We start from the raw sequence: 20,513 nt of genomic DNA, 5'->3' as shown, positions 1-20,513 counted from the left end.
CGGCGCGCTTCGCCATATCAAGCATCAGCCGGATGTTTCCGTTTGACAGAGGCGCAATGATGAATCGACGCTTAAGTCGCAACAGTCCTTCGACGGAATCGGACCACGGGTCAAGGCGGTGCCAGGCAAGATTCAGCTCGTCCAGTTCATCCGCAGCAATCGAGTTCATATCGACGCCGTAGCCGACCATTACTTTGACCAGATTTTCCCTGTGCAGTACGTCGAGCCTGACAAACGGCCGCCGTCCGCTTTGTATTTCTTTCATGGCGGGCACATACAATCGCCGCCAGGCGTCAGCAAACTCGAAAGCATCAACTGGAACGGCGTGACGGCTGAGGAATGGACCGGCATCGCGAGCGACACCGCTTCGCCAATCGACGACTGTGCCAAAGACATCGAACAGGAGGGCTTTGATTGCGGTAGCAGTGGCCACTTCATTAACCTCTCAATCGGTGAGTTGAAAACAAGTTTAACGGACTACGCGTGTTGGGGCGCTAGATGCGCACGGTAGCCATTTCCAACAGGGCAACTCAATCGCTCCCGGCTGAACGCTGAAACGGTAGTGGAGCGGCGTGTCCGGCGCGATACCCATTCCGTTGTCCCGCAAGGTGATGATTGCGTTCCTCGGCGTCGAATCGTGCGCGGGTATTGTATTCGGGTCGGGGGTATCCACCCGAAGCGTGATTTTGCCCTCCGATGGTGTGTACTCTCACGGAGTTCGCCAGCAGGTTTGAGACGACCTGCGTCAGACGAGCAGCGTCTGTAAAGACCGTCACCGGATTCGGGCAGCGTTATCCGCACAGCCGGCATGATTGTCGTTACCCCGTGCTTCCGGTATCACGCGGTTTCATCGTTTTTGAAACTTCTCAATTTCGGTGAAACTTCTGCTGCCGCCACGGGCCCGTCATTGGGAACGTGAACCTGGGCTGAAAGCTGCTTGTGAACACATCCGTCACGTTCAAAGCAGATGGGCGAGTTGCGATGCCGCGAATGTCTTGCAGTTGTCTTCCTGCTGGAGGATTGCATGGCCCCACAGCGTATATCCACGATATTTCTCAGTTTGCATTTGTTGACCCCTGAAGGTCCTCCGCACCGCCGCTATCAATGATGGCCTCAGTTCGGGCGGCTCGACAAATACCCTACTGCTTGAGGCGCCGGGTGTCGATTCCCGCCACCTTCAACGCAGTGTCAATCACCTTCAGCTCCTGGCCGAAATCGAGCGCCCATTCCTCGCCGTCGCACCGCACGGTCATGCCGTTGTGCATCGAAATCAGATAACGCGCCTTGTACAGGGCATCGACAAGCTTCGATTCTCGTTTGGCCTCCCGAATCCACTCGTCCGCTCCCGTGGTGGAATCTCCGTTGGATGAATCATGCGGGGCGGCATCTTCAATTTAGGCGAAGGCATCGTCTGTTGCTCGAGCCTCGATTCCGAATGGCACGACCGCGCGGGATGGCCGACCGCGCGGGCTTATGAGCGTTGACCTGGGGCCGCACATTGACGGTCAGTTCGCCTTCGAACTTCGGACCTTTGCGTTTTACGATGTCTACGTACACGCCTTCTTCGGCTGGACGCACAGCGATTCTCAGCTCAGTTGGGGATGCATCTGCCGCAGCGTGGAGGGGACGAAGAACGAAAAACGGCGACGTGCTCGAGCGGGCGGCCAACAGCAATCGCCTGAGCGCATCCGCGCGCGCATGCGGCTGCCAGTCCGACTGTACCCACCAGCACAGCACGTATATTTGCCACACTCAGCGGCTTATTTTCTGATTATTGATGGTTGAACCAACTCACCGGGTGCCCCATTGGTATCGAGGCTAAATCTTCACTCCCACAATCTCTGGCAATAACGATGGCCCCGAGGGGCACCGTCGTCTCTCGGTTGAGACGGCGCGGCGCAGAAAAGGTGGTTCCGACGGATTGCAACAAGAGCCGGTCGTCGATACTTTCACCCGGAACGACTGCCTTGATTCTCAGCAGTCGTTCTCCAAGTGCTCCGGCTATGTTTTCGAGCCAGTCCAGAGCAGCCTCCCAAGGCACATTCGCGTCATACTTAGCGCGAAACACACGAACTCGCGGATGAAGAAGACGTCGGCGCTCTAACTGACTAGGTTGCACGGTGCCGATGGGCACATCGATGATGCCAGGCGGTGCACATGCTTCTCGCGCGCGAACCGAGGCAGAGAACTCGTTCACGACTCTGGCGAGCGGGTTCACGGACTTGACCGTTTCTATTGCGTCTTCGCGCCTCTCGATAGCTACCAAATCAATTTTCGTTAGAACGATAGTGTGGGCTGCGGCGAGTTGCGCGACGGCGTCTTCAAAATCGGCGCTTTGCAGCGGAGGATGACTGCAATCATAGGTCGAAACCAAGTGGAGCTTGAGTCGGAGGTCAGCGAGTTCTTGCAACGACGAGACTATCGGACCGGGCCGAGAGAGTCCGCTACACTCCAAAACTATACGAGAGAAAAGGCACTCCCCTGCGAACGGCCGAAGCTGCATCAGGTCCTGAACGGTTGTGACCAGGTCGCTCGTCATTGAGCAACAAACGCAACCGTTGCTAAGAGTCGCCATCGACGTACCGCTCGCCGACTCCGATAGAACGGCACCATCGATGTTGATTTCGCCAGCTTCGTTGACGATGACGGCGGTGTCGGACGCATCCTCGCTGCTGTTGAGCAAGCTTTCTATCAAAGAAGTCTTGCCACTACCCAGTGCACCCGAGACAATAACGAACTGAGGTCCGGTTTGCATGCTGTCCTCACTTCGTACCTTGATTCTTGGAGGAATCTGGCCAGCTACCTGCGACCATTTCGCGAACGTCAGAGAGCAGTTCTTCAACCTCGTAGACCATCCCGCCGCGAATCGTCATCTGCAGGCACCGCTTGAATTCCGGGCCATTGGTATCTTCGTTCAGTCGGACCGCACCGGTGCCGTACAGCAGCTTGAAGTCTGTCAACGGGTTCTGGTCATGCACAAGGATATCTGCACGTTTGCCGACTTCGAGTGTTCCCGCATCGTCTTCAATTCCGAGTAGCTCAGCAGCCTGAGAAGTGGCCGCACGCAATACCTCGAGCGGCGAGAACCCCGCTTCCTGAAAGAGTTCGAGTTCACGCACGAATCCGAATCCATAGACCTGATACATGAACCCGGAGTCGCTTCCGGCGCAGACTCGGCCTCCGCGGTTCTTGTATTCGTTCAGGAAGGTCATGAGGAGGCGGAAGCTCTCCTTCCACTCAACCTCATTCTTCACGGACCATCGGTAAAAGTACGCGCCATGTCCGCCGCGCTGGGGCTGAAAATACTTCCATGTCGTGCTGTCCGTGTATTCATCGTGCCAATCAGCACGCCGCGCACGCATCAGGTCGCGATTGCTGTCATACACGTTCATCGTCGGAACGAAGGTATGACCTGCCTCCAGGAAGGCTTCGATAACCTCATTCCACCTAGCGCTGCCCGGCTTCGCGGCTTGAAGGAACGTCTGCCCGGCCGTTGCGAACCGCATGTATTCGTCGTTGTAGTTGTAGTCGTCACTGACAGTCTGGAGGGTTCGACCATCGAACAGCGCCTCTGGAATGCCGTACGCGTGCTCGGTGCTGGTCAGGCCCCAACGCGCCGTACGCAAAGAGTTCATGCGGCCGACTGAGAGCTGTGCGTGGTGGCAACAAGTGCGCAGGCCGAGCTTTTTGCTTTCGTCGAGCGCTGCTTCCATGATTGCCGGTGGCGCGCCGAAGAACTTCACGCCTCGCGCGCCTTTCGCGTGCGCCTTGCGTAACCATTCCCGTCCTTGCTCTGGCGTATAGATGGTCTTCAAGTAATCGTTGACCGCTGGAAAGTAGACGTACGGATAGAGAGTTGGAGCAGCAATCTTTCCCTCGTCGGCGGCTGCTGCCTGCTGCTGCGTCCAAGCAAGACCGTTCATCGTTCCAGCCTCACGTACGCTCGTGACTCCATGGGCAAGCCAGAGCTTGTAGATGTAATCTGCCGGCATCATCTCGCCATTCGCAGCATGGAACGGAGTGCCGATGTGCGCGTGGCAATCTATAAACCCGGGCGTCACAAATTTTCCCGTGCAATCAATCTCGTGGTCGCCGGTCTCCGGACGACGCGCCGGATTGATGGGCAGACCCGGGACGCCGACGGCAGCTATCTGAGTGATACGACCGTTCTCAACGACGATGTCCGCCGGACCCCAAGCGGGAGCGCCTGTGCCGTCGATGACCACCGCGCCACGCAGTACGAGTCTGCGAAAAGGTCCAACGCCACGGTTCCGTATTGTCGCTGCCTGTACCTGTGCCAGTCCCTTTTTTGCGAAACCGGCGACCATTTCTTCGCCAACTTCAATCTCTGCTGCGGGCGCGTTCATGCCGTCTCCATATTCATTCGCCCTGTGAGGGCATTTGATAGTCGTTAAAACACCTTTGTGCCAGGCGCGACGTCGCGCTCAGGCTTCAGATAGACGACCGCGCCGTCTGCGTTCTCGACACCAAGCATCAGGACCTCGGACTTGAAGCCCCCGATGCGACGACTCCCGAGATTCACTGCACAGACGACCATCTGGCCCACCAGTTCTTCTGCTTTATACAACGCCGAGTATTGGCCACTTGTCGCCAGTTCGCCAAGCTCGCCGAAGTCAATCCAGATTTTGTATGCGGGCTTGCGTGCTTCAGTGTTCAGTTCGACTCGCGCGATGCGACCTGCGCGCATGTCGACCATAGAAAAAGCTTCGTAAGGGGTAGTCTCGCTCATGTTGTACCTGTTCAAAATGAGTTCCCGATTTAGTGGGCGCGTGGGCAGTGTCTCGACCAGTCGCAGCGCTCACTCATGACTGACGTGAGCAGCGAAGCGATAGTCAGGCACGGCGTGCCGGGGAGTTCTGAAGGGTGACTGAACCTCACAACAGGAAGAAGCGGTCCTTCAAGGTCCTCAGTGCAAACACGCATGAAAGGCTTCACATGGTCGAGGATGATTGGTCGAAGCTGCCGCCCGTCTGAGACAACCTGCCCGCCGGAGAGAGTTGCGCCGTCGAACAGCGCGTCTTCTACTTGTTCGGACGTCAGATTGGCTGCGACATCATCTATGACTGGTCCAATTTCCGTCTCGTCATCGAGCGGGTCGCCGACCCGAAGTTGGCTCATCCTGTCGATGAGGATTGGGATGAGGGAATCGGCGAGCGAATCCTCTACGTACAGGCACGACACGCGCTCGGCGCAGGAGAGAAGCGGCTGAAGGAAGACCCGATTGAGAACAGCATCGCATCGCGCGTGGACGTCAGCGCGGGCATAAAGCACAAGGGGAAGCCGTTCGCTCGCAGAAATGGTCGCGGGCACCACAGCTTCATGGCACGCGTTCGAAACGAAAGTCCCGACGTCGCGCCTCCCTCGGAAGCGGACCTCAGTAACCTGCGAACTCATGAGGGCCGCGCGCAGCACGCCGATTGCGTCCGAGGAAAGCGCAACGCATAAAAGCGCGTCCAGGTCGTCACCTTCGCTCCAAAGTGCTTCCAGCGCCCGTGAAGCCAAGGGCGCGCGGGAAGACGGCTTGATAACGAGGGCTCGCCCCGAGCTCAAAACCGTCGCAGCCTCCTTGACCGTGGAGAGGATTGCGTCGCACCAGTTCAGAATCGAGAAAGCCGACTGCGCTGCAGTCCATTCGCGAACTAGCGGAACCGGCAAACAAGAGCAATACGGGTCCAGTGCCGCGAGAGCTAAGTCGACTTCGACTCGGGCAAACCGAATTGGTTTTCCCGTTTCGAGGCTGACGATGCGCGCCAGTTCTTCGCGCTGGACACCAATCTTTCGAGCCCAATTGCGTAGCCGTTCCTGAACAAGCTCGGTGCTTTGTAACGTCCCAGCGACTCGCGAACCCTCGTGGGAGCTAGCCGCAAGCGTGCGAAAGTCGATGTCCGGCGCGCGACCGATTACGGCCCCATCATAGGGACTGAAAACGTCGAAGCGACGCGTAGCTCTTGCCCTCGCGCCCGCTAGTCGAGCAGGGAGGGCGAGTTCTAACGCGTCGTGCTGTCCGTCGGACATCGCTCAGGCTGCCGCCTTGGCAGCAGTGACAGCGCGACCGAACATGCCGAGGGCGTCGGCCACATCCTGGTCCGAGACCGTCAAGGGCGACAGGAAGCGAACGACATTGCGCTCGACACCGCACTTGATAACCAGCAGGCCTTCTTCGCGCGCCGCGTCGAGGATGCGTTGCACGAGGGCGCCATCCGGCGTCTTCGCTTGTGCGTCGGAAACGAACTCGACCGCAACCATCGCGCCGGTCTGACGGATTTCGCCCATTTCGGAATGCTTTGCCTTCAGCTCTTCCAGACCGGTACGCAGCTGCTCGCCGATTTTGACGCTGCGCTCGAGCAGGTTCTCTTGCTCGAAGATGTCGAGCACTGCATTTGCCGCCGCGCAGCCCAGCGGATTGCCGCCATACGTGCCGCCCAGCCCGCCCGGTTGCGGAGCATCAATGATTTCGGGACGACCGACCACGCCCGAGATGGGCAGACCGCCCGCCAGACTCTTCGCAACCGTCACCAGGTCGGGCTGAATACCCGAGTGCTGAAAGCCGAACATCTTGCCAGTGCGACCAAAGCCGGTCTGGATTTCGTCGCAAATCAGGACGATGCCATGCTTCTTCGTAAGCTCGCGCAGTGCCTGCATGAACTCGGCCGGCGCCGCGAGGAAACCGCCGTCACCTTGGACCGGTTCGAGAATGATTGCCGCCACGCGGTCGGGCTGAATTTGCGTGCTGAAGATTGTCTGCAGCGCCTTTAGCGCATCGTTCCAGCTGATGCCGTGATACGCGTTCGGGTACGGCGCATGGTACACGTCAGGCGCGAACGGTCCGAAGTTCTGCTTGTAGGGAGCGCTCATACCCGTGAGCGACATGCCGAGGAGCGTCCGGCCATGGAACCCGCCGCGAAAAGCAATCACGCCCGGGCGGTTCGTGTAGCCGCGAGCAATCTTGATTGCGTTTTCGACCGCCTCGGCACCCGTGGTCAGAAACACCGACTTGTAACCTTGGCCCGGAGCAACCAGCTCCGATAGACGCGCGGCCAGGCGGATATACGGCTCGTAGCCGACGACCTGAAAACAGACGTGTGAGAACGACTCGAGCTGCTGCCGGACGGCGGCGACCACCGCCGGATGGTTATGACCGACGTTCAACACGCCGATGCCGCCGACGAAATCGAGGTATTTGCGTCCTTTGTCGTCCCAGAGATACGCACCCGCAGCACGGGTGGCAACAATGGGGTGCGCCGTCGCGACACCGCGGGCAACGTACGTTTCACGCAGTGCGGCGGCGCTCTGGTTTTTGTCGAGTTCCTTGTTCATCAAATCACCTCCTTGGATGGAACCCATAGTAGGAAGCCAGAAAAGGGGCGAATACCTATGAAAAGTAGGAATCGGGCGTCGACTTTTCGTTTTTTTTGACGCAATTCATACTTGATGTACTAATCTGAAACCGTCCGTTCCTATCAAACGTGGGTAGTTATGCGATTTCTGGCTGAGTTCAATGGGATACGGCTGGTTCCTGACCGGGACCACACCGACCATTGGAAAAGGCGTTGAGCACGCATCGGGAGCGGAGATGAACACAGTGAATCTGGCAGCAGACTATCAGGACGAGAAGACCGTACGACGGCGCGCAATCGTCGCAACCGTCCTCGGCAACGGCTTCGAATGGTTTGACTTCATGGTCTATGGCTTCTTTGCCATCACCATCGCGAAGCTCTTTTTCCCGACGGGTAACGACCTGACGTCGCTGATGCTCTCGGTTGCGACATTCGGTGTCGGCTTTCTCGTGCGTCCCTTCGGCGGCATCCTCATCGGCATCTACTCCGACCGCGCTGGCCGCAAAGCGGCCCTGTCCCTGACCATCCTGTTGATGTGCGCAGGCACGGCCATTATCGGACTTACTCCGACTTATTCGCAGATTGGGATGGCCGCCCCTTGCCTGATTGTTCTCGCACGTCTGTTGCAAGGCTTCTCGGCCGGCGGTGAGATGGGTACGGCTACAGCGTTCCTGACGGAACACGCGCCCAAGGGCAAGAAAGCGTACTACTCGAGCTGGATTCAAACGAGCATCGGTTTCGCCGTGCTGCTGGGTGCCTGCTTCGGTACAGGCATTACGCTTGGGCTCTCCACGGCTGACATGGAAAGCTGGGGTTGGCGCATCCCGTTTCTGTCCGGCTTGCTTATCGGACCTATCGGCTTCTACATCCGTCGTAACCTCGAAGAGACGCCGGTCTTCTTGAATGAAACTGACAAGTCGAAGACGCCGTTGGCCGACGTGCTTCGCGACTATCCGAAGCAAGCCTTCGCAAGTTTCTCCATGGTCGTGCTCTGGACGGTCTGCATTTATGTGATTCTCTTCTACATGCCGACCTTCTCGGTGAAGGTTCTCAAGCTTCCGCAGTCGGCATCGTTTATCGCTGCAATGGTTGGCGGTGGCGTCATCACTTTCTTATCGCCTTTCACCGGCTGGTATTCCGACAAAGTCGGGCGCAAGTGGCTTCTCGGCGGGGCGTCAGCAGCGATGCTCGTGCTCGCTTGGCCGATGTTCGCGATGATTGTAAAAGCGCCGTCGGTTGCTACCTTGTGCGTATTCCAAGCGGTGTTCGGCGTACTCATCGCGATTTACACGGGACCCATCCTTGCCGCGCTGTCCGAGACGTTTCCGAGCAAAGTGCTCTCGACCGGCCTGTCGGTTGCCTACAATATGGCTGTGATGACGTTCGGTGGATTCGCTTCGCTTATCCTGACGTGGCTCATCAGCGCGACTGGCACACCTATGGCGCCCGCGATTTACGTAATTTTCGCAGCGGCCTTCAGCCTGCTCGGCGTACTTCTTGGTTACCGACAGCCCAAAGAAATCTAACAGCTGCCGCGGTGTCATGCTGATACCGCGGTGACACTATTCGCCGCCATGAAGCTTGACACCGCGATTCGTGAAACCGTCTTACGTGACGCAGAAGTCGTTGCCGGTCAGGAGAATCTCCAGCGCGAGATTACCTGGGTTCACATGGTCGACCATCCGGACATCGTCAACTGGGTCAAGCCGGGCGAATTGCTGCTGACGACCGGCTACAACTGGCCAAACGATGCTGATACGTCGCGACGGCTGGTACGTGACCTGGGTGAAGTCGGGCTCGCTGGCGTCGTACTGGCGGTCCCGCACTTTCGCGAGCACTTCCCCCCAGAAGCCATCGACGAGGCTCGCAGCGTCGGCTTGCCTCTCCTGGAGTTGCCGTGGGACGTCCAGTTCAGCCAAATCACCCACGAGATACTCGCGAAGATAATTTACTTCCAAGCCGAGATTATCGAGCGCTCGGAGCAGTTGCATCGCGCGTTAACTAATGCGGCGATGACGGCAAACAGCCTGAGTGACATCGCGAACACGCTGCGAAAGCTCGTGGGCCGCGAGGTCACATTCACGAATCTGTCCGGCGAGCTCCTCGGCACTTCCGCGACCGAACCTGACGCACAATCGCTGGAAGAGCAATTCGTTGCCTCTCTTTCGGATTCGCCCATCGACGCGAAAAACTCTCAAAGACCCACTCGCATCAAGTTTCAAATCGCCGACCGTATTGTCTATCGGCTGCGACTCCCTGTTCGCCTCCACGATTCTCTCGTTGCGGTTCTCTGGCTTGATTTGGACGGCTCGGACGCTGATGAGCTCGACGCGCGTGCAATGGAGCACGCGAGCGTCGTAGCTGCGCTGCATCTAATGCACCAGCAACAACTCACGCAACAGGAAGACCGCTTGGGGTTCGCGCTCGTGGCGGGTTTACTTGACGGCGAATTCACCGCGACGCCCAGTGCGCTTGAACGGGCAAAGGTATGCGGTTGGAGTGAGACAAGCCCGTACCGAATCTGTCTCGTGCTTCTCGACGAACCCATACCCCTTACGACGGAGGGTCTCAACCGCCGCGAGCGGTGGGTTGGAGCGCTCAAACATCGGCTTCGCGCGAACGGGCAGCCCGAATTGCTTGCGATATGGTTGAACCAGATAAAATTCATCCTTCCCGTGGATGCATCGCCCGAAGCATTATGGGACGCAATCCGCGACCAACGCGCGGCCCTGGCGGTCAGCCGCGTTCACACGGGCATTGACGGGATGGCGACAGGTTCAAAAGACGTGGATGCCTTGCTACCCACGTTGCGGCCCGGGAGATTGCATCGGTTCGACGAGATTCTGTTCCCACGTGCGCTTCTTGGCGACGCGAAAGCACGCGAGATGCTCATTGAGCGGCTCGTCACACCCCTCGTCACGCGACCACGCGGTGAATCCCTGCTTGAAACGCTGGGCACGCTCGCCGATGAAGGCTTTCAGTTGGTCAATGCGGCTCGCTCGCTCGGCATCCACATTAGTACGATGCGCTACCGCCTCGAGAGAATCGAAGAAATTCTCAACGTCACGCTCGAGGACCCCAAGGTCCGTTTCCAGGTTCAAGTCGCCATGACCCTCTACCGTCTTCGGGAAGACTGACCCGCGCGTTCCTACTTTTAGTAGGAAGACTTCCACTTTGTGTCGCGCTTTAATTTGGAATGACGCGGGATGTCTCGACAGACGCAAGGTCTGCACCGAGGGCTCATCTCGCCGCTCCTTCCGTATTTCGCGACCAAATGAATTCGAACTCGTCCTCCTCACGCCCCGACCTCAACAAGCTTCTTTCTCTGCAGCGCCAACTCGCTCAGACGACGGATGCCGAGATTAGGTTCGATGCCGGGTCTCGAGCGGCATACGCTTCCGAAGCATCGAACTACCGACAGGTTCCGATAGGCATCGTCTTGCCACGCACAGTCGAAGACGTCGTCTCTGTGATGCGTGCATGCCATGAGGCGGATGTACCCGTACTCACACGCGGCGCGGGCACGTCGATGTGCGGTCAAGCCGTGAACGTTGCGGTGATTATCGACACGTCTCGTCACTTGACCCGGATTGAACAGCTTGACGCCGACAGCCGGACCGCCGTAGTTCAACCGGGCGTCATCTGCGACCAGCTGAAGAGCGCTGCTGCGCTCAAGGGGTTGACGTTCGGCCCGGACCCCGCCACGCACAGCCGTTGCACCATCGGCGGTATGGTCGGCAATAATTCCTGCGGGGCTCATTCGGTAATGGCCGGCAAGACGGCTGAGAACATCGAGTCGATGGAAATCCTGACCTACGATGGGGAAAGGTTCTGGGTCGGGCCAACGGACGAGGCTGCATTTCAGGTACATTTGGCCGCCGGCGGCCGCCGCCAAGAGATTGTTCAGGCTCTACGCAACCTGGTCGACCGTCACGCGGACGAGATTCGTGCGGGGTTCCCCAAACTCAAGCGCCGAGTCTCGGGCTATAGCCTTGACCAGTTGCTGCCGGAGAATGGCTTCAACATTGCCCGCGCACTCGTGGGCTCGGAAGGCACATGCGTCTCGGTCTTGCGCGCGACGACGTCCCTCGTGCGCAACCCGACCGCTCGGGTGCTTACCGTTTTCGGATTTCCCACCATCTTCGACGCCGCCGACTGCGTTCCCCAACTGCTGCCGCTCGAACCCATTGCGATGGAAGGGCTCGATACAGGCATCGTCGGCGGCTTGCGTGAACGAGGGCTCGCGCTTGCTGACATCGCTGAGTTGCCTGAAGGCAATGCATGGCTAATGGTCGAATTCGGTGCCGACACTCTAGAATCGGCACTGCAGCGCGCGCAAGCGGCGGCGGACCTGACCTTCTCGCTGCCCGGTTGCCCGAATGCGCGCGTGGTGTCCGATGCGACCTTGATGAAGCGGCTCTGGTCGGTCCGAGAGACCGGCGCGTCCGCAACATCCATTGGCGATGACCCTTCGAAGCCGGACCCGGTGGTCGGCTGGGAAGACGCAGCGGTCGAGCCACGGCTGCTGGGCGCGTATCTTCGAGAGTTTGCAGCGTTGGTCGAGCGTTACGGTTACACGACCAACATGTACGGCCACTTTGGCGACGGCTGCATTCATTCGCGTATCAACTTCGACCTGCGCAACAGGCAGGGCATTCGCGCCTGGCGCCAGTTCCTGGAAGAAGCAGCGAAGCTCGTCGTCAAGTACGAGGGTTCGCTGTCTGGCGAGCATGGCGACGGACAGGCCAAAGGCGAGCTGCTCTCGCTGATGTACTCGCCGGCACTCATGGAAGCGTTCCGCGAGTTCAAGTCCATCTGGGACCCGAAGAACCGGATGAATCCCGGAAAGCTCATCGATGCGATGCCTGTCGACGAGAACCTGCGGCTAGGCCCCACCTATCGTCGTGTCGACGTACCCAGCCACTTCTCATTCGGGAACCTTCAGACGCCGGATACCTTTGCGCGCGCCACCGAAAGGTGCATTGGCATGGGGAAGTGCCGCTCCCTCGACGGTGGGACGATGTGCCCCAGCTATCGCGCAACGCGCGAAGAAAAGTATTCGACGCGGGGCCGCAGCCGCCTGCTGTTCGAGTTGCTCAAGGGCGAGGTCATCGCTGACGGTTGGGACAACAAGGACGTCAAGGACTCGCTGGACAACTGTCTCGCATGCAAGGGATGTCGCAGCGATTGCCCGACGCATGTCGACTTGGCCAAATACAAGAGTCACTTCCTTTACGAGCACTATCAGAAAGCCAAGCGTCCGCTGATGGACACGATGATTGGACGCATCGGCACATGGCTGCCTATAGCAACGCGCATCAGTGGCGTGGTCAACACCGCGATGAAGATGCGGCCGTTCCGAGCAGTAGCAGAGAAATTCGGGCTCGCATCGCACGTCAAGTTTCCTGCCGTCGCATCATCGGCCTTCCGCAACAGTAAAACCTGCAAACACCTCATGCAGGACACTCGCGTGCTGAATGGCGAATCTAAAACTGTCTTGCTGTGGACCGACACGTTCAACAATGGGTTCTCTCCTGAAGTCCTGGAGGCGTCTGTTCGAGTGCTGCAGTCGTACGGTGTGACGGTCCGTCTTATGAGCAAGCAGATTTGCTGCGGGCGTCCCTACTACGACGCCGGAATGCTGGACCACGCCAAGCGCAATCTCGTCGACATCATGGCGGAACTGAAGGACGTCATCGCCCTGAGGTTGCCCGTGGTTGTTCTCGAACCCAGTTGCCTCTCGGTCTTCCGGGACGAACTGCGCGCGCTTTTTCCTAAAGACGAAAAAGCTGCCGCGCTGGCTACCTCCGTCAAGACGCTGGCCGAATACCTTGAGGCAGAGGCTTTGATGTCCCGAAGCGCGACGAGAGCGTCTATGTACACGGGCATGCCACCAAAAAGCCTGCGGCGGAGTGCAAGCAGAGTCCCGCCTTGTCGGCAAAGCCGCCCAATCGGGAGCAGTGCTGCAAACAGGATGTTGCGGGATGGCTGGCGCATTCGGTTACCACACGAAGACTGCAAACGTCGCTCGGTCTGTCGCCGAATCTGAGCTTGTACCAAGAATCCAACCCCTCGATGAGAACGCAGTGCTGGTGAGCGACGGTTTCAGTTGTCGTTCACAGATTCGGAACACCACGGGACGCTCCGCGATACACCTCGCGCAGTGGCTCGATGGCAGGGCTAGAAAAAGTTCGGCACTACGCCCCGTCAAACCTTCCACACAGGAAGAAACTGTATGAATCGTAGAAACTTCACCAGTCTCGCCGCATTGGGCGCTTCGGCCGTTTTCCTCTCTCGGACGAGCAACGCTGCAACGAACGTCAATACCAATGGCCCGTCGGCGACGCTTGCCCAAGGTCAGACCGCGATTCGACAGGCGACGTCGAGAGACGCTGCAATTCAAGCGTGGCTCGAAGTCGTCAAGCCGCGACTGCCGTTTCTTCAGGCCACTTCACTGGCGTCGCGCCCACGCGCAGATGCCCCTAAGGAACTTGGCGCGGTAAGACGGATTTACTCAACGGTCCCCAGCGCTTATCCCGTGGGCGGATGGAAGCAGCTCTCGGGGTCCGACTGGGCTCGGAAGGTGCTTGAACGAGGCGAAGTTCTCGTGGCCAACAACGACGCAGACCTGGTGCATTACTTCCCTGACCATCAACTGCTCAAGTCGCTCGGCACAGCCACTCTCGTCAACATTCCTGCCGTCGTCTGCCAAACGACGGTCGGCGCATTCGCCTTCATGTGTGCGGAAGTCGTTCCCGAAGGCGCAATAACCGAGGAAATTCGGCTGCTGACCGCACTGACCGCGCCTTTGTTCTCCGACGACCTTGTACCGACAGCCTGACCAAACAGCAGAAAATGCCGCGCAGAACGCTGAGTTGAATTGGTGAGCCCGTAAATGGCAGGTACGGCCAAAACCAAATGCCCCAGCCTCCGGATACTCTCAGGCTAGGCAGGAACCTATCAAGGAATATGAAATGTCACTAGCAACGCTTATTGAGTCAGACCGCAAGCATCTCATCCATCCGGTCACCAACTACCGAGCACATGAGAAGCGTGGCGTCACCGTTCTGGAACGCGGCAAAGGCGCTTGGCTGTACGACGCCGAGGGCAATGAGCTGCTCGACGCGTTCGCGGGACTCTGGTGCGTGAACACCGGTTACGGTCACGAAAGCATCGTCAAAATTGCGGCGGAGCAAATGGCAAAGCTGCCATACGCGACTGGTTACTTCCATTTCGGCTCTCAGCCGGCAATCGAGCTTACCCAGCGTCTCGTAGAACTTTCGCCTCAGAATCTTCAACACGTCTACTTCTCGCTGGGCGGCTCGGACGCGGTGGACTCCGCACTGCGTTTCATCACCCATTACTACAACGCCATCGGCCGGCCTGGCAAGAAGCACTTCATCGCTCTGGAGCGTGGCTATCATGGCTCGTCCTCCATTGGTTCGGGCCTGACCGCAATCGCCAGCTTCCATCGGAACTTCGATGTGCCGCTGCCGACTCAGCACCACATTCCGTCGCCATATCCGTATCGCAGCGGGACGCCGGACGATGCGCAAGCCATCATCGCAAGCTCGGTGAAAGCGCTTGAAGACAAGGTCGCTCAACTCGGCGCTGACAATGTGGCGGCATTTTTTTGTGAGCCTGTTCAGGGCTCGGGCGGCGTCATCGTGCCGCCGAAGGGATGGCTCAAGGCGATGCGCGACACGTGCAAGCGACTTGACATCCTGTTCGTGGCAGACGAAGTCATCACTGCCTTCGGCCGCACAGGTCCGATGTTCGCGTGCGAGACAGAGGGAGTGGAGCCCGACCTCATGACCATCGCGAAAGGCCTGACGGCTGGTTACGCTCCGATGGGCGCTGTCCTGATGTCTGACGCCGTGTACCAAGGCATCGCCGACGGCAGCAAGCCCGGCGAAGCAATCGGTCACGGTCAAACGTACTCCGCGCACCCCGTGAGTGCGGCCATCGGACTCGAAGTGCTGCGCCTTTACAACGAAGGCGGCCTTCTGGCGAATGGGCAAGCGCAGGCGCTGCGTTTCGCGAATGGCCTCGACAGTCTTCTCGACCACCCACTTGTTGGTGACTCACGCCACGCTGGCCTTCTGGGCGCAGTGGAACTGGTTGCGGACAAGGCCACCCGAGCACGTTTCGATCCCGCGCTGTACCTCGCCGACCGGATTTTCGACGCCGCTGCTCGCAACAAGATTATCTTCCGGGCGTTCGGGGACAACATTCTCGGCTTCGCGCCGGCCCTCTGCTACACGGCGGGCGAAGTCGACATGATGGTGGAGCGGGTTCGTAAAACGCTCGATGACGTCCTGGAAAGCGCCGACGTGCGCCGTGCGATTAAGAGCTAACGCCCGTTTCAGCAAGTTGCAGGGGTGATAATCAACGTATTTTTTGAGGGTATCGAGTATGGAACTAAGACTGAAACGTGAAGAACTTCTGCGTCGGCAGAACCTGATTGGTGGCGAATGGACGGATGCGGCCAATAACGCCCGCTACCCGGTTACGAATCCCGCTACCGGTGAACTCATCGCCGAAGTTGCAAACAGCGGAAAGGCCGACGCACGCGCGGCGACGGACGCGGCAGCAAAAGCGGCCAAGGACTGGCGTGAACGTCTGCCCCGCGAACGTGCCGAGATTATCCGCTGCTGGCACGCTCTCATTGTCGCTAACACCGAGGACCTTGCGACAATCATGTCCATGGAACAGGGAAAGCCGATGGCTGAGAGCCGCGGTGAAGCAGCCTATGGCGCATCCTACGTCGCCTGGTTCGCAGATGAGGCAACTCGCATCTACGGCGACCTCATCCCGCAACAACAGCGCGGCAAGCAGATGCGCGCCATCAAAGAGCCTGTCGGGATTGTCGCGGCCATCACGCCGTGGAACTTCCCGCTCGCGATGATTGCACGCAAGATTGCTCCCGCTCTGGCAGCAGGCTGCACGGTCGTCGGCAAACCCGCAGAAGACACGCCGCTGACGGCCCTCGCGCTTGCAGCGCTTGCTCAAGAAGCGGGTGTTCCCGCCGGCGTTCTCAACATGCTCAGCGCGTCACGCGACCAGGGCATCGAAGCGGTAGGCGACTGGCTTGCCGACGACCGCGTGCGCAAGATTACCTTTACAGGCTCTACGGCAGTCGGGAAGTATCTTGCTCGCGAGTCAGCCGGCACGCTCAAGAAGCTGTCACTGGAGCTGGGCGGAAACGCTCCCTTCATCGTCTTCGACGACGCCGACCTCGATGCAGCTGTGGTTGGCCTGATGGCGGCCAAGTTCCGCAATGGTGGCCAGACGTGCGTCTGCCCGAACCGGATTTATGTCCAGGCGGGCGTCTTCGACAAGTTCGCTGAGCTCCTCGCCGCGCGCGTGGGCGCCCTGAAGGTCGCGCCAGCGACCGACCCGCAGGCGCAAATCGGGCCGATGATTAACGCAAAAGCAATCGACAAGATTGACCGTCACATTACCGATGCTGTTTCGAAGGGTGCGACCGTTTTGACCGGCGGCAAGCGCCTGACCGAGATGGGCCCGAACTACTACGCACCTACCGTGCTCGTGCATGCTACGAATGAGATGCTCGTTACCTGCGAGGAGACCTTCGGGCCTGTGGCTCCGCTGTATCGCTTCGAATCCGAAGATGAGGCGATTCGTCTCGCCAATGACACGCCTTTCGGTCTCGCCGCATATTTCTACACCCGCGATATGCGACGTGCTGAGCGGGTCTCACGCTCGCTCGAGGCAGGAGTCATCGGACTGAACGAAGGCGCGGTAGCCAGCGAAGCGGCGCCGTTCGGCGGTGTCAAGGAGTCGGGTTACGGTCGCGAAGGTTCGAAGTACGGCCTTGACGATTATCTGTCCATTAAGTACATCTGTCAGGGCGGTCTCGACTAAGCTATCTCAGCTCAGCCGTGAGGCCATCGTCTTAAAAAGACGATGGCCTTTTTCTTTTCTTCCTCAGAACGCCTGGCGAACGCCGACGCGCACAACGACCGGGTTACCCGTGCTCGATGGCGTCACGAATGCCATGGCCGCCACTGCAGACTTGCCAGTCGAATCGGTGCCAATCGCATGTTTCCAGGCTGCGATTGCATACAGCGAAGCACGCTTCGAAAGGTCGTACTCAGCACCGAGATTGACCTGACAGTACTTCGCCCTCTCCGACGGGGAGTTGAGCAAGTGCTCAACTGGGGGTGCATCCGTCTATCAAGAGAGGGGAAAGAAAATATTCAGTGGCACCGAGCTGGCAGCGCGGAGGCGCACCACTTCCTGAAGGCTGTCGCCCGGCCGTAGTTCATGTGATAACCGAGCGCAAGAACTGCCTTGTGATTAAGATAGCATTGGCTCTTGTCAGTTCGTACGACGTCCTGCGCAGCGTTGATCTTACCGGTCGCGTCGACTTGGCGAAGCACTTTAGCCGCCTTGTCAGGCCTAGTTCCAAACAGATGCGCGACCTGATGAAACTCGAACCAGGCCGTGTCTTCATCCAACTTGCCGTGAATTGTCCTGCTGCTAGACGCGCAGACATACTGAACCGTCGTCATCCCGCACACGCTCCATTAGTCGTCGTCTTCAGATAGCAGCCTGTCGAGCGGCACTGTCTGCTTGACGAAGGGTGACCGAATCACGATATAACTGAAGTACTTCTCGATTCCGATATTGCGGTCAACCAGCTTTTCGATGACTTCCTGGTAGTGCCCAATGTTCTTGACGATGGACTTCAGCAAGTAGTCGTATCCGCCACTGACCAAGTGACACTCTGTAATCTCATCGAAGTCCCGCAGGTTTGCTTCGAAGCGCGTGAAGTCATCGCGCCGGTGGTCATGCAGCATGATTTCAGTGAACACGGTCACCGTGCTGGTCAGCTTGGCCAGGTTCAAGTGCGCCCCGTAGCCAGAGATGATTCCCGCTGCTTCGAGGCGCTTCACACGTTGCAGACAAGGGCTCGCAGACAACCCGACGGCACTGGCGAGGTTCGCGTTCGTCATGTTGCCGTTCTTCTGCAGTTCGGCAAGGATTTTGATGTCAGTCCGGTCAAGCTTTTGTCGCATATCGTGCTTGTTCGAATTGGCTGGTGTGTCAATCGAAGGCGACCTTCCTGTCAGCGAGCTAAATCCTCGTGGTGCGCCTTGACCAGTTGAGCCATGCTCGTGAACTTGTAGTCAACGGATGGTTCGACGGAATACTTCATGTTTGCGCCAGACCCACGCTGCTCGTAGCGGCGCTGAATCCAGCACGAGCGAAGTTGCAATTCGCTCGCAGGCTCATGGTCGTGGTAGACGCTATCCGCGACGTGCAGTGTATCGCTCTTCTCAACGCCCATCGATGATAGCGTTGAGAACAGGTAGTCGAAGTTGCTGCGCGATGGCTTATACGAACCAACATCTTCGGCGGTCACGATTGCGTCGAAGTCGACAGCAAGCTTCTCGTTCGTCGTCTTGAAGCTGCGATTGTCCACGTTGGATACAATTACCAGCTTGAAGTATTTCTTCAGGTATTGAAGCGTGCTGGCCGAATCGGGAAATGCTGGCCAATCGCCAACCGATGCTCCATACGCGACCGCCTCGTCCCAGTTGTAGCTCGCACTCCACTCCTCGGCCAGCCTCTTGAAGACCACCTGAAGAAGTCGGTCATATGGCATGGTGGGTGTGACCTTTTGCTGATACGACTCATGGCGCGCGTGCGCCTCAAGAATTTCGTCCCGCACGAGAGGTTTAGCCGCTCGAGACGCCAACTCCGACAGACCCGATGCGATACCTGACTCCCAATCAATCAGAGTCCCGTAGCAGTCAAATGTCAGTGCCTTGAAATCCGTCAAAGCCACAACGCCCCCTATATTCCAGTCGCTTGGAAAGCATATCCGACCTACAACAGTAGTCTCGTCCGCACCTGGTCACGGGCACCGCCGTGTCGCCGCTGCTGACGAGACAACATTGTCTTACTTCTTCGCCAGCGCTTCCTGGTGCGCCTTCGCGAAGTCCGCCATGCTGTTGAAGCGGAAGTCGATGTTCGGCTGCGCACCCGGGTTCATTGTCGCACCGAAACCAGACTGCGAATGACGGCGATAAATCCAGCACGATGCCAGACCGAACTCGTTCGCGGGCTTATGGTCGTGAAAGAGGCTTTCAGCCGTGTGCAGGATTTTTTCCTTCTTGATGCCACGGTCACCAAGCTTCTCGAGCATGTACTCGAAGTTGCGCGGCGACGGCTTGTAGGAGCCGACGTCTTCAGCTGTGATGATGGCGTCGAACTCGACCTTCAGCTTGGCATTGCTGTAGGTAAAACTTTCGTTGTCGATGTTCGACAAAATGACCAGCTTGTAGTGCTTCTTCAGGTACTGCAGGGCTTCGGCGCTGTCCTCGAACGCCGGCCAGTTCTGCACCGAGCGACCATAGGCCACGCATTCCTCATGCGTGAACGGAAGGCCCCACTCCTCGGCCAGGCGCTTGTAGACGATGGGCAGCAACTCCTGGTAGCGCTTCGCCGGCGTGTATTTCTGCTGCGACGACTCGTGACGAGCGTGAGCCTCCAGAACCTGGTCGCGCGTGAGCGGAGTCTTGGCGCGCTCAAGCAGGGGCCTCAGGCCTTGGAAGATGCCACTCTCCCAGTCAATCAAGGTGCCGTAGCAGTCAAAGGTCAGGGTGTCGAAGTCGGTCAGTTCCACGGTTACTCCTCTCAGATGTCCATGATGGAGACCACAGTCTATTGAGCAAGTGCGGCAAGCAGAACTTTAATCCTGCCTCCGAACGGCAGCTTTCACTGACTGTAGGTCGTTTTCCGACAGGTTCTGCTGCTGCGTTTTGAATGACCGACCGAGATAGGTACTTTCCCCTAACGTTGCCTGCCTCGGCCACCCTTAAAAGCCTGGTAGGTGTAATGCGAAAATACCTTGCACTGCCCCGGCCCGCACGACGGCGGATAACCGAGCCGGAACCGATATGTAACTGGTTACCGGCTACCTGCGGATGAACGGTCGCGCTGGCCGCCAACCAGGAAGGCGCTCAATCATTAGGTCCTTCGTGGAAGCTCAGAAATCGTCCGGCTCAAACCTCGAACTCAATCGGATTGGTCGCGGTCCGCACTTCTGTGCACAATGGCCGTTACGCCGACGCTTCTGCGAGGGCGCGACTTCGTTCGGCCTTGAGCAAGCCTTCTACCACT

16 protein-coding genes are annotated in these 20,513 nt (G+C 58.4%); 6 read left to right on the top strand and 10 right to left on the bottom strand.

The window, feature by feature from the left end; translation table 11 throughout:
- The 6 genes from P0D89_RS42985 to gabT form a co-directional block, all read right to left on the bottom strand.
- On the bottom strand, positions 1-433 hold a 433-nt coding region (locus tag P0D89_RS42985; RefSeq protein ID WP_459252679.1), incomplete at its 3' end, for an HAD family hydrolase.
- A 1,338-nt stretch (positions 434-1,771) separates the two neighbouring features.
- Entirely contained in the window at positions 1,772-2,755 is a 984-nt protein-coding gene (locus P0D89_RS42980; RefSeq protein WP_408378541.1) for a CobW family GTP-binding protein, read from the bottom strand.
- A gap of 7 nt (positions 2,756-2,762) precedes the next feature.
- Positions 2,763-4,367 carry an amidohydrolase family protein gene (locus P0D89_RS42975; protein ID WP_408367969.1) on the bottom strand — a complete coding sequence of 535 codons (1,605 nt, stop codon included), beginning with the start codon at positions 4,365-4,367 and terminating at the stop codon, positions 2,763-2,765.
- Between the two features lie 44 nt (positions 4,368-4,411).
- Complete coding sequence (locus P0D89_RS42970) at positions 4,412-4,750, bottom strand: tRNA-binding protein (RefSeq protein WP_408367967.1); 339 nt, start codon at positions 4,748-4,750, stop codon at positions 4,412-4,414.
- 29 nt (positions 4,751-4,779) lie between these two features.
- The gene (locus P0D89_RS42965) at positions 4,780-6,036 is read right to left on the bottom strand and encodes an aldehyde dehydrogenase family protein (protein WP_408367965.1); all 1,257 of its coding nucleotides are present in this window, start codon (positions 6,034-6,036) and stop codon (positions 4,780-4,782) included.
- A 3-nt stretch (positions 6,037-6,039) separates the two neighbouring features.
- The gene (gene gabT, locus P0D89_RS42960) at positions 6,040-7,338 is read right to left on the bottom strand and encodes a 4-aminobutyrate--2-oxoglutarate transaminase (protein ID WP_408367963.1); all 1,299 of its coding nucleotides are present in this window, start codon (positions 7,336-7,338) and stop codon (positions 6,040-6,042) included.
- Positions 7,339-7,594: 256 nt separating this feature from the next.
- Here gabT and P0D89_RS42955 point away from each other — a divergent pair, with 256 nt between their 5' ends.
- The 6 genes from P0D89_RS42955 to P0D89_RS42930 all read left to right on the top strand — a co-directional run bounded on the left by P0D89_RS42955 (position 7,595) and on the right by P0D89_RS42930 (position 17,246).
- The gene (locus P0D89_RS42955; RefSeq protein WP_408367961.1) at positions 7,595-8,884 is read left to right on the top strand and encodes an MFS transporter; all 1,290 of its coding nucleotides are present in this window, start codon (positions 7,595-7,597) and stop codon (positions 8,882-8,884) included.
- A 48-nt stretch (positions 8,885-8,932) separates the two neighbouring features.
- On the top strand, positions 8,933-10,495 hold the full coding sequence (locus P0D89_RS42950; protein ID WP_408378540.1) for a PucR family transcriptional regulator: 1,563 nt from the start codon (positions 8,933-8,935) through the stop codon (positions 10,493-10,495).
- A 137-nt stretch (positions 10,496-10,632) separates the two neighbouring features.
- Positions 10,633-13,407 carry an FAD-binding and (Fe-S)-binding domain-containing protein gene (locus tag P0D89_RS42945; RefSeq protein ID WP_408378539.1) on the top strand — a complete coding sequence of 925 codons (2,775 nt, stop codon included), beginning with the start codon at positions 10,633-10,635 and terminating at the stop codon, positions 13,405-13,407.
- Between the two features lie 558 nt (positions 13,408-13,965).
- Positions 13,966-14,199: a hypothetical protein gene (locus tag P0D89_RS42940; protein ID WP_408378537.1), complete on the top strand. Its 234-nt coding sequence runs from the start codon at positions 13,966-13,968 to the stop codon at positions 14,197-14,199.
- A gap of 133 nt (positions 14,200-14,332) precedes the next feature.
- Positions 14,333-15,715, top strand: coding sequence for an aspartate aminotransferase family protein (locus P0D89_RS42935; protein WP_408367953.1), 1,383 nt, complete (start codon positions 14,333-14,335; stop codon positions 15,713-15,715).
- Positions 15,716-15,773: 58 nt separating this feature from the next.
- Positions 15,774-17,246, top strand: coding sequence for an NAD-dependent succinate-semialdehyde dehydrogenase (locus tag P0D89_RS42930; protein WP_408367951.1), 1,473 nt, complete (start codon positions 15,774-15,776; stop codon positions 17,244-17,246).
- Positions 17,247-17,581: 335 nt separating this feature from the next.
- On the opposite strand, the gene P0D89_RS42925 is transcribed toward P0D89_RS42930, so the two are convergent.
- The 4 genes from P0D89_RS42925 to P0D89_RS42910 form a co-directional block, all read right to left on the bottom strand.
- Positions 17,582-17,896: a virulence RhuM family protein gene (locus tag P0D89_RS42925; protein ID WP_408378536.1), complete on the bottom strand. Its 315-nt coding sequence runs from the start codon at positions 17,894-17,896 to the stop codon at positions 17,582-17,584.
- 15 nt (positions 17,897-17,911) lie between these two features.
- Positions 17,912-18,403, bottom strand: coding sequence for an Lrp/AsnC family transcriptional regulator (locus tag P0D89_RS42920; protein WP_408367949.1), 492 nt, complete (start codon positions 18,401-18,403; stop codon positions 17,912-17,914).
- A 50-nt stretch (positions 18,404-18,453) separates the two neighbouring features.
- Positions 18,454-19,176, bottom strand: coding sequence for a haloacid dehalogenase type II (locus P0D89_RS42915; protein ID WP_408367947.1), 723 nt, complete (start codon positions 19,174-19,176; stop codon positions 18,454-18,456).
- 114 nt (positions 19,177-19,290) lie between these two features.
- The gene (locus P0D89_RS42910) at positions 19,291-20,016 is read right to left on the bottom strand and encodes a haloacid dehalogenase type II (RefSeq protein WP_408367945.1); all 726 of its coding nucleotides are present in this window, start codon (positions 20,014-20,016) and stop codon (positions 19,291-19,293) included.
- Positions 20,017-20,513 lie beyond the last annotated feature (497 nt).

It is taken from the genome of Paraburkholderia sp. RL18-085-BIA-A, assembly GCF_046027075.1.
Lineage (GTDB): Bacteria > Pseudomonadota > Gammaproteobacteria > Burkholderiales > Burkholderiaceae > Paraburkholderia.
The sequence above is the reverse complement of the archived record's forward strand: the minus strand, read 5'-3'. Positions and strand labels throughout refer to the sequence as shown.

Coding starts and splice junctions, on each gene's coding strand:
- P0D89_RS42980 (WP_408378541.1), bottom strand. CDS start 2,755: ATGCAAACCGGACCTCAGTTCGTTATTGTCTCGGGTGCACTGGGTAGT.
- P0D89_RS42975 (WP_408367969.1), bottom strand. CDS start 4,367: ATGAACGCGCCCGCAGCAGAGATTGAAGTTGGCGAAGAAATGGTCGCC.
- P0D89_RS42970 (WP_408367967.1), bottom strand. CDS start 4,750: ATGAGCGAGACTACCCCTTACGAAGCTTTTTCTATGGTCGACATGCGC.
- P0D89_RS42965 (WP_408367965.1), bottom strand. CDS start 6,036: ATGTCCGACGGACAGCACGACGCGTTAGAACTCGCCCTCCCTGCTCGA.
- gabT (WP_408367963.1), bottom strand. CDS start 7,338: ATGAACAAGGAACTCGACAAAAACCAGAGCGCCGCCGCACTGCGTGAA.
- P0D89_RS42955 (WP_408367961.1), top strand. CDS start 7,595: ATGAACACAGTGAATCTGGCAGCAGACTATCAGGACGAGAAGACCGTA.
- P0D89_RS42950 (WP_408378540.1), top strand. CDS start 8,933: ATGAAGCTTGACACCGCGATTCGTGAAACCGTCTTACGTGACGCAGAA.
- P0D89_RS42945 (WP_408378539.1), top strand. CDS start 10,633: ATGAATTCGAACTCGTCCTCCTCACGCCCCGACCTCAACAAGCTTCTT.
- P0D89_RS42935 (WP_408367953.1), top strand. CDS start 14,333: ATGTCACTAGCAACGCTTATTGAGTCAGACCGCAAGCATCTCATCCAT.
- P0D89_RS42930 (WP_408367951.1), top strand. CDS start 15,774: ATGGAACTAAGACTGAAACGTGAAGAACTTCTGCGTCGGCAGAACCTG.
- P0D89_RS42925 (WP_408378536.1), bottom strand. CDS start 17,896: ATGACGACGGTTCAGTATGTCTGCGCGTCTAGCAGCAGGACAATTCAC.
- P0D89_RS42920 (WP_408367949.1), bottom strand. CDS start 18,403: ATGCGACAAAAGCTTGACCGGACTGACATCAAAATCCTTGCCGAACTG.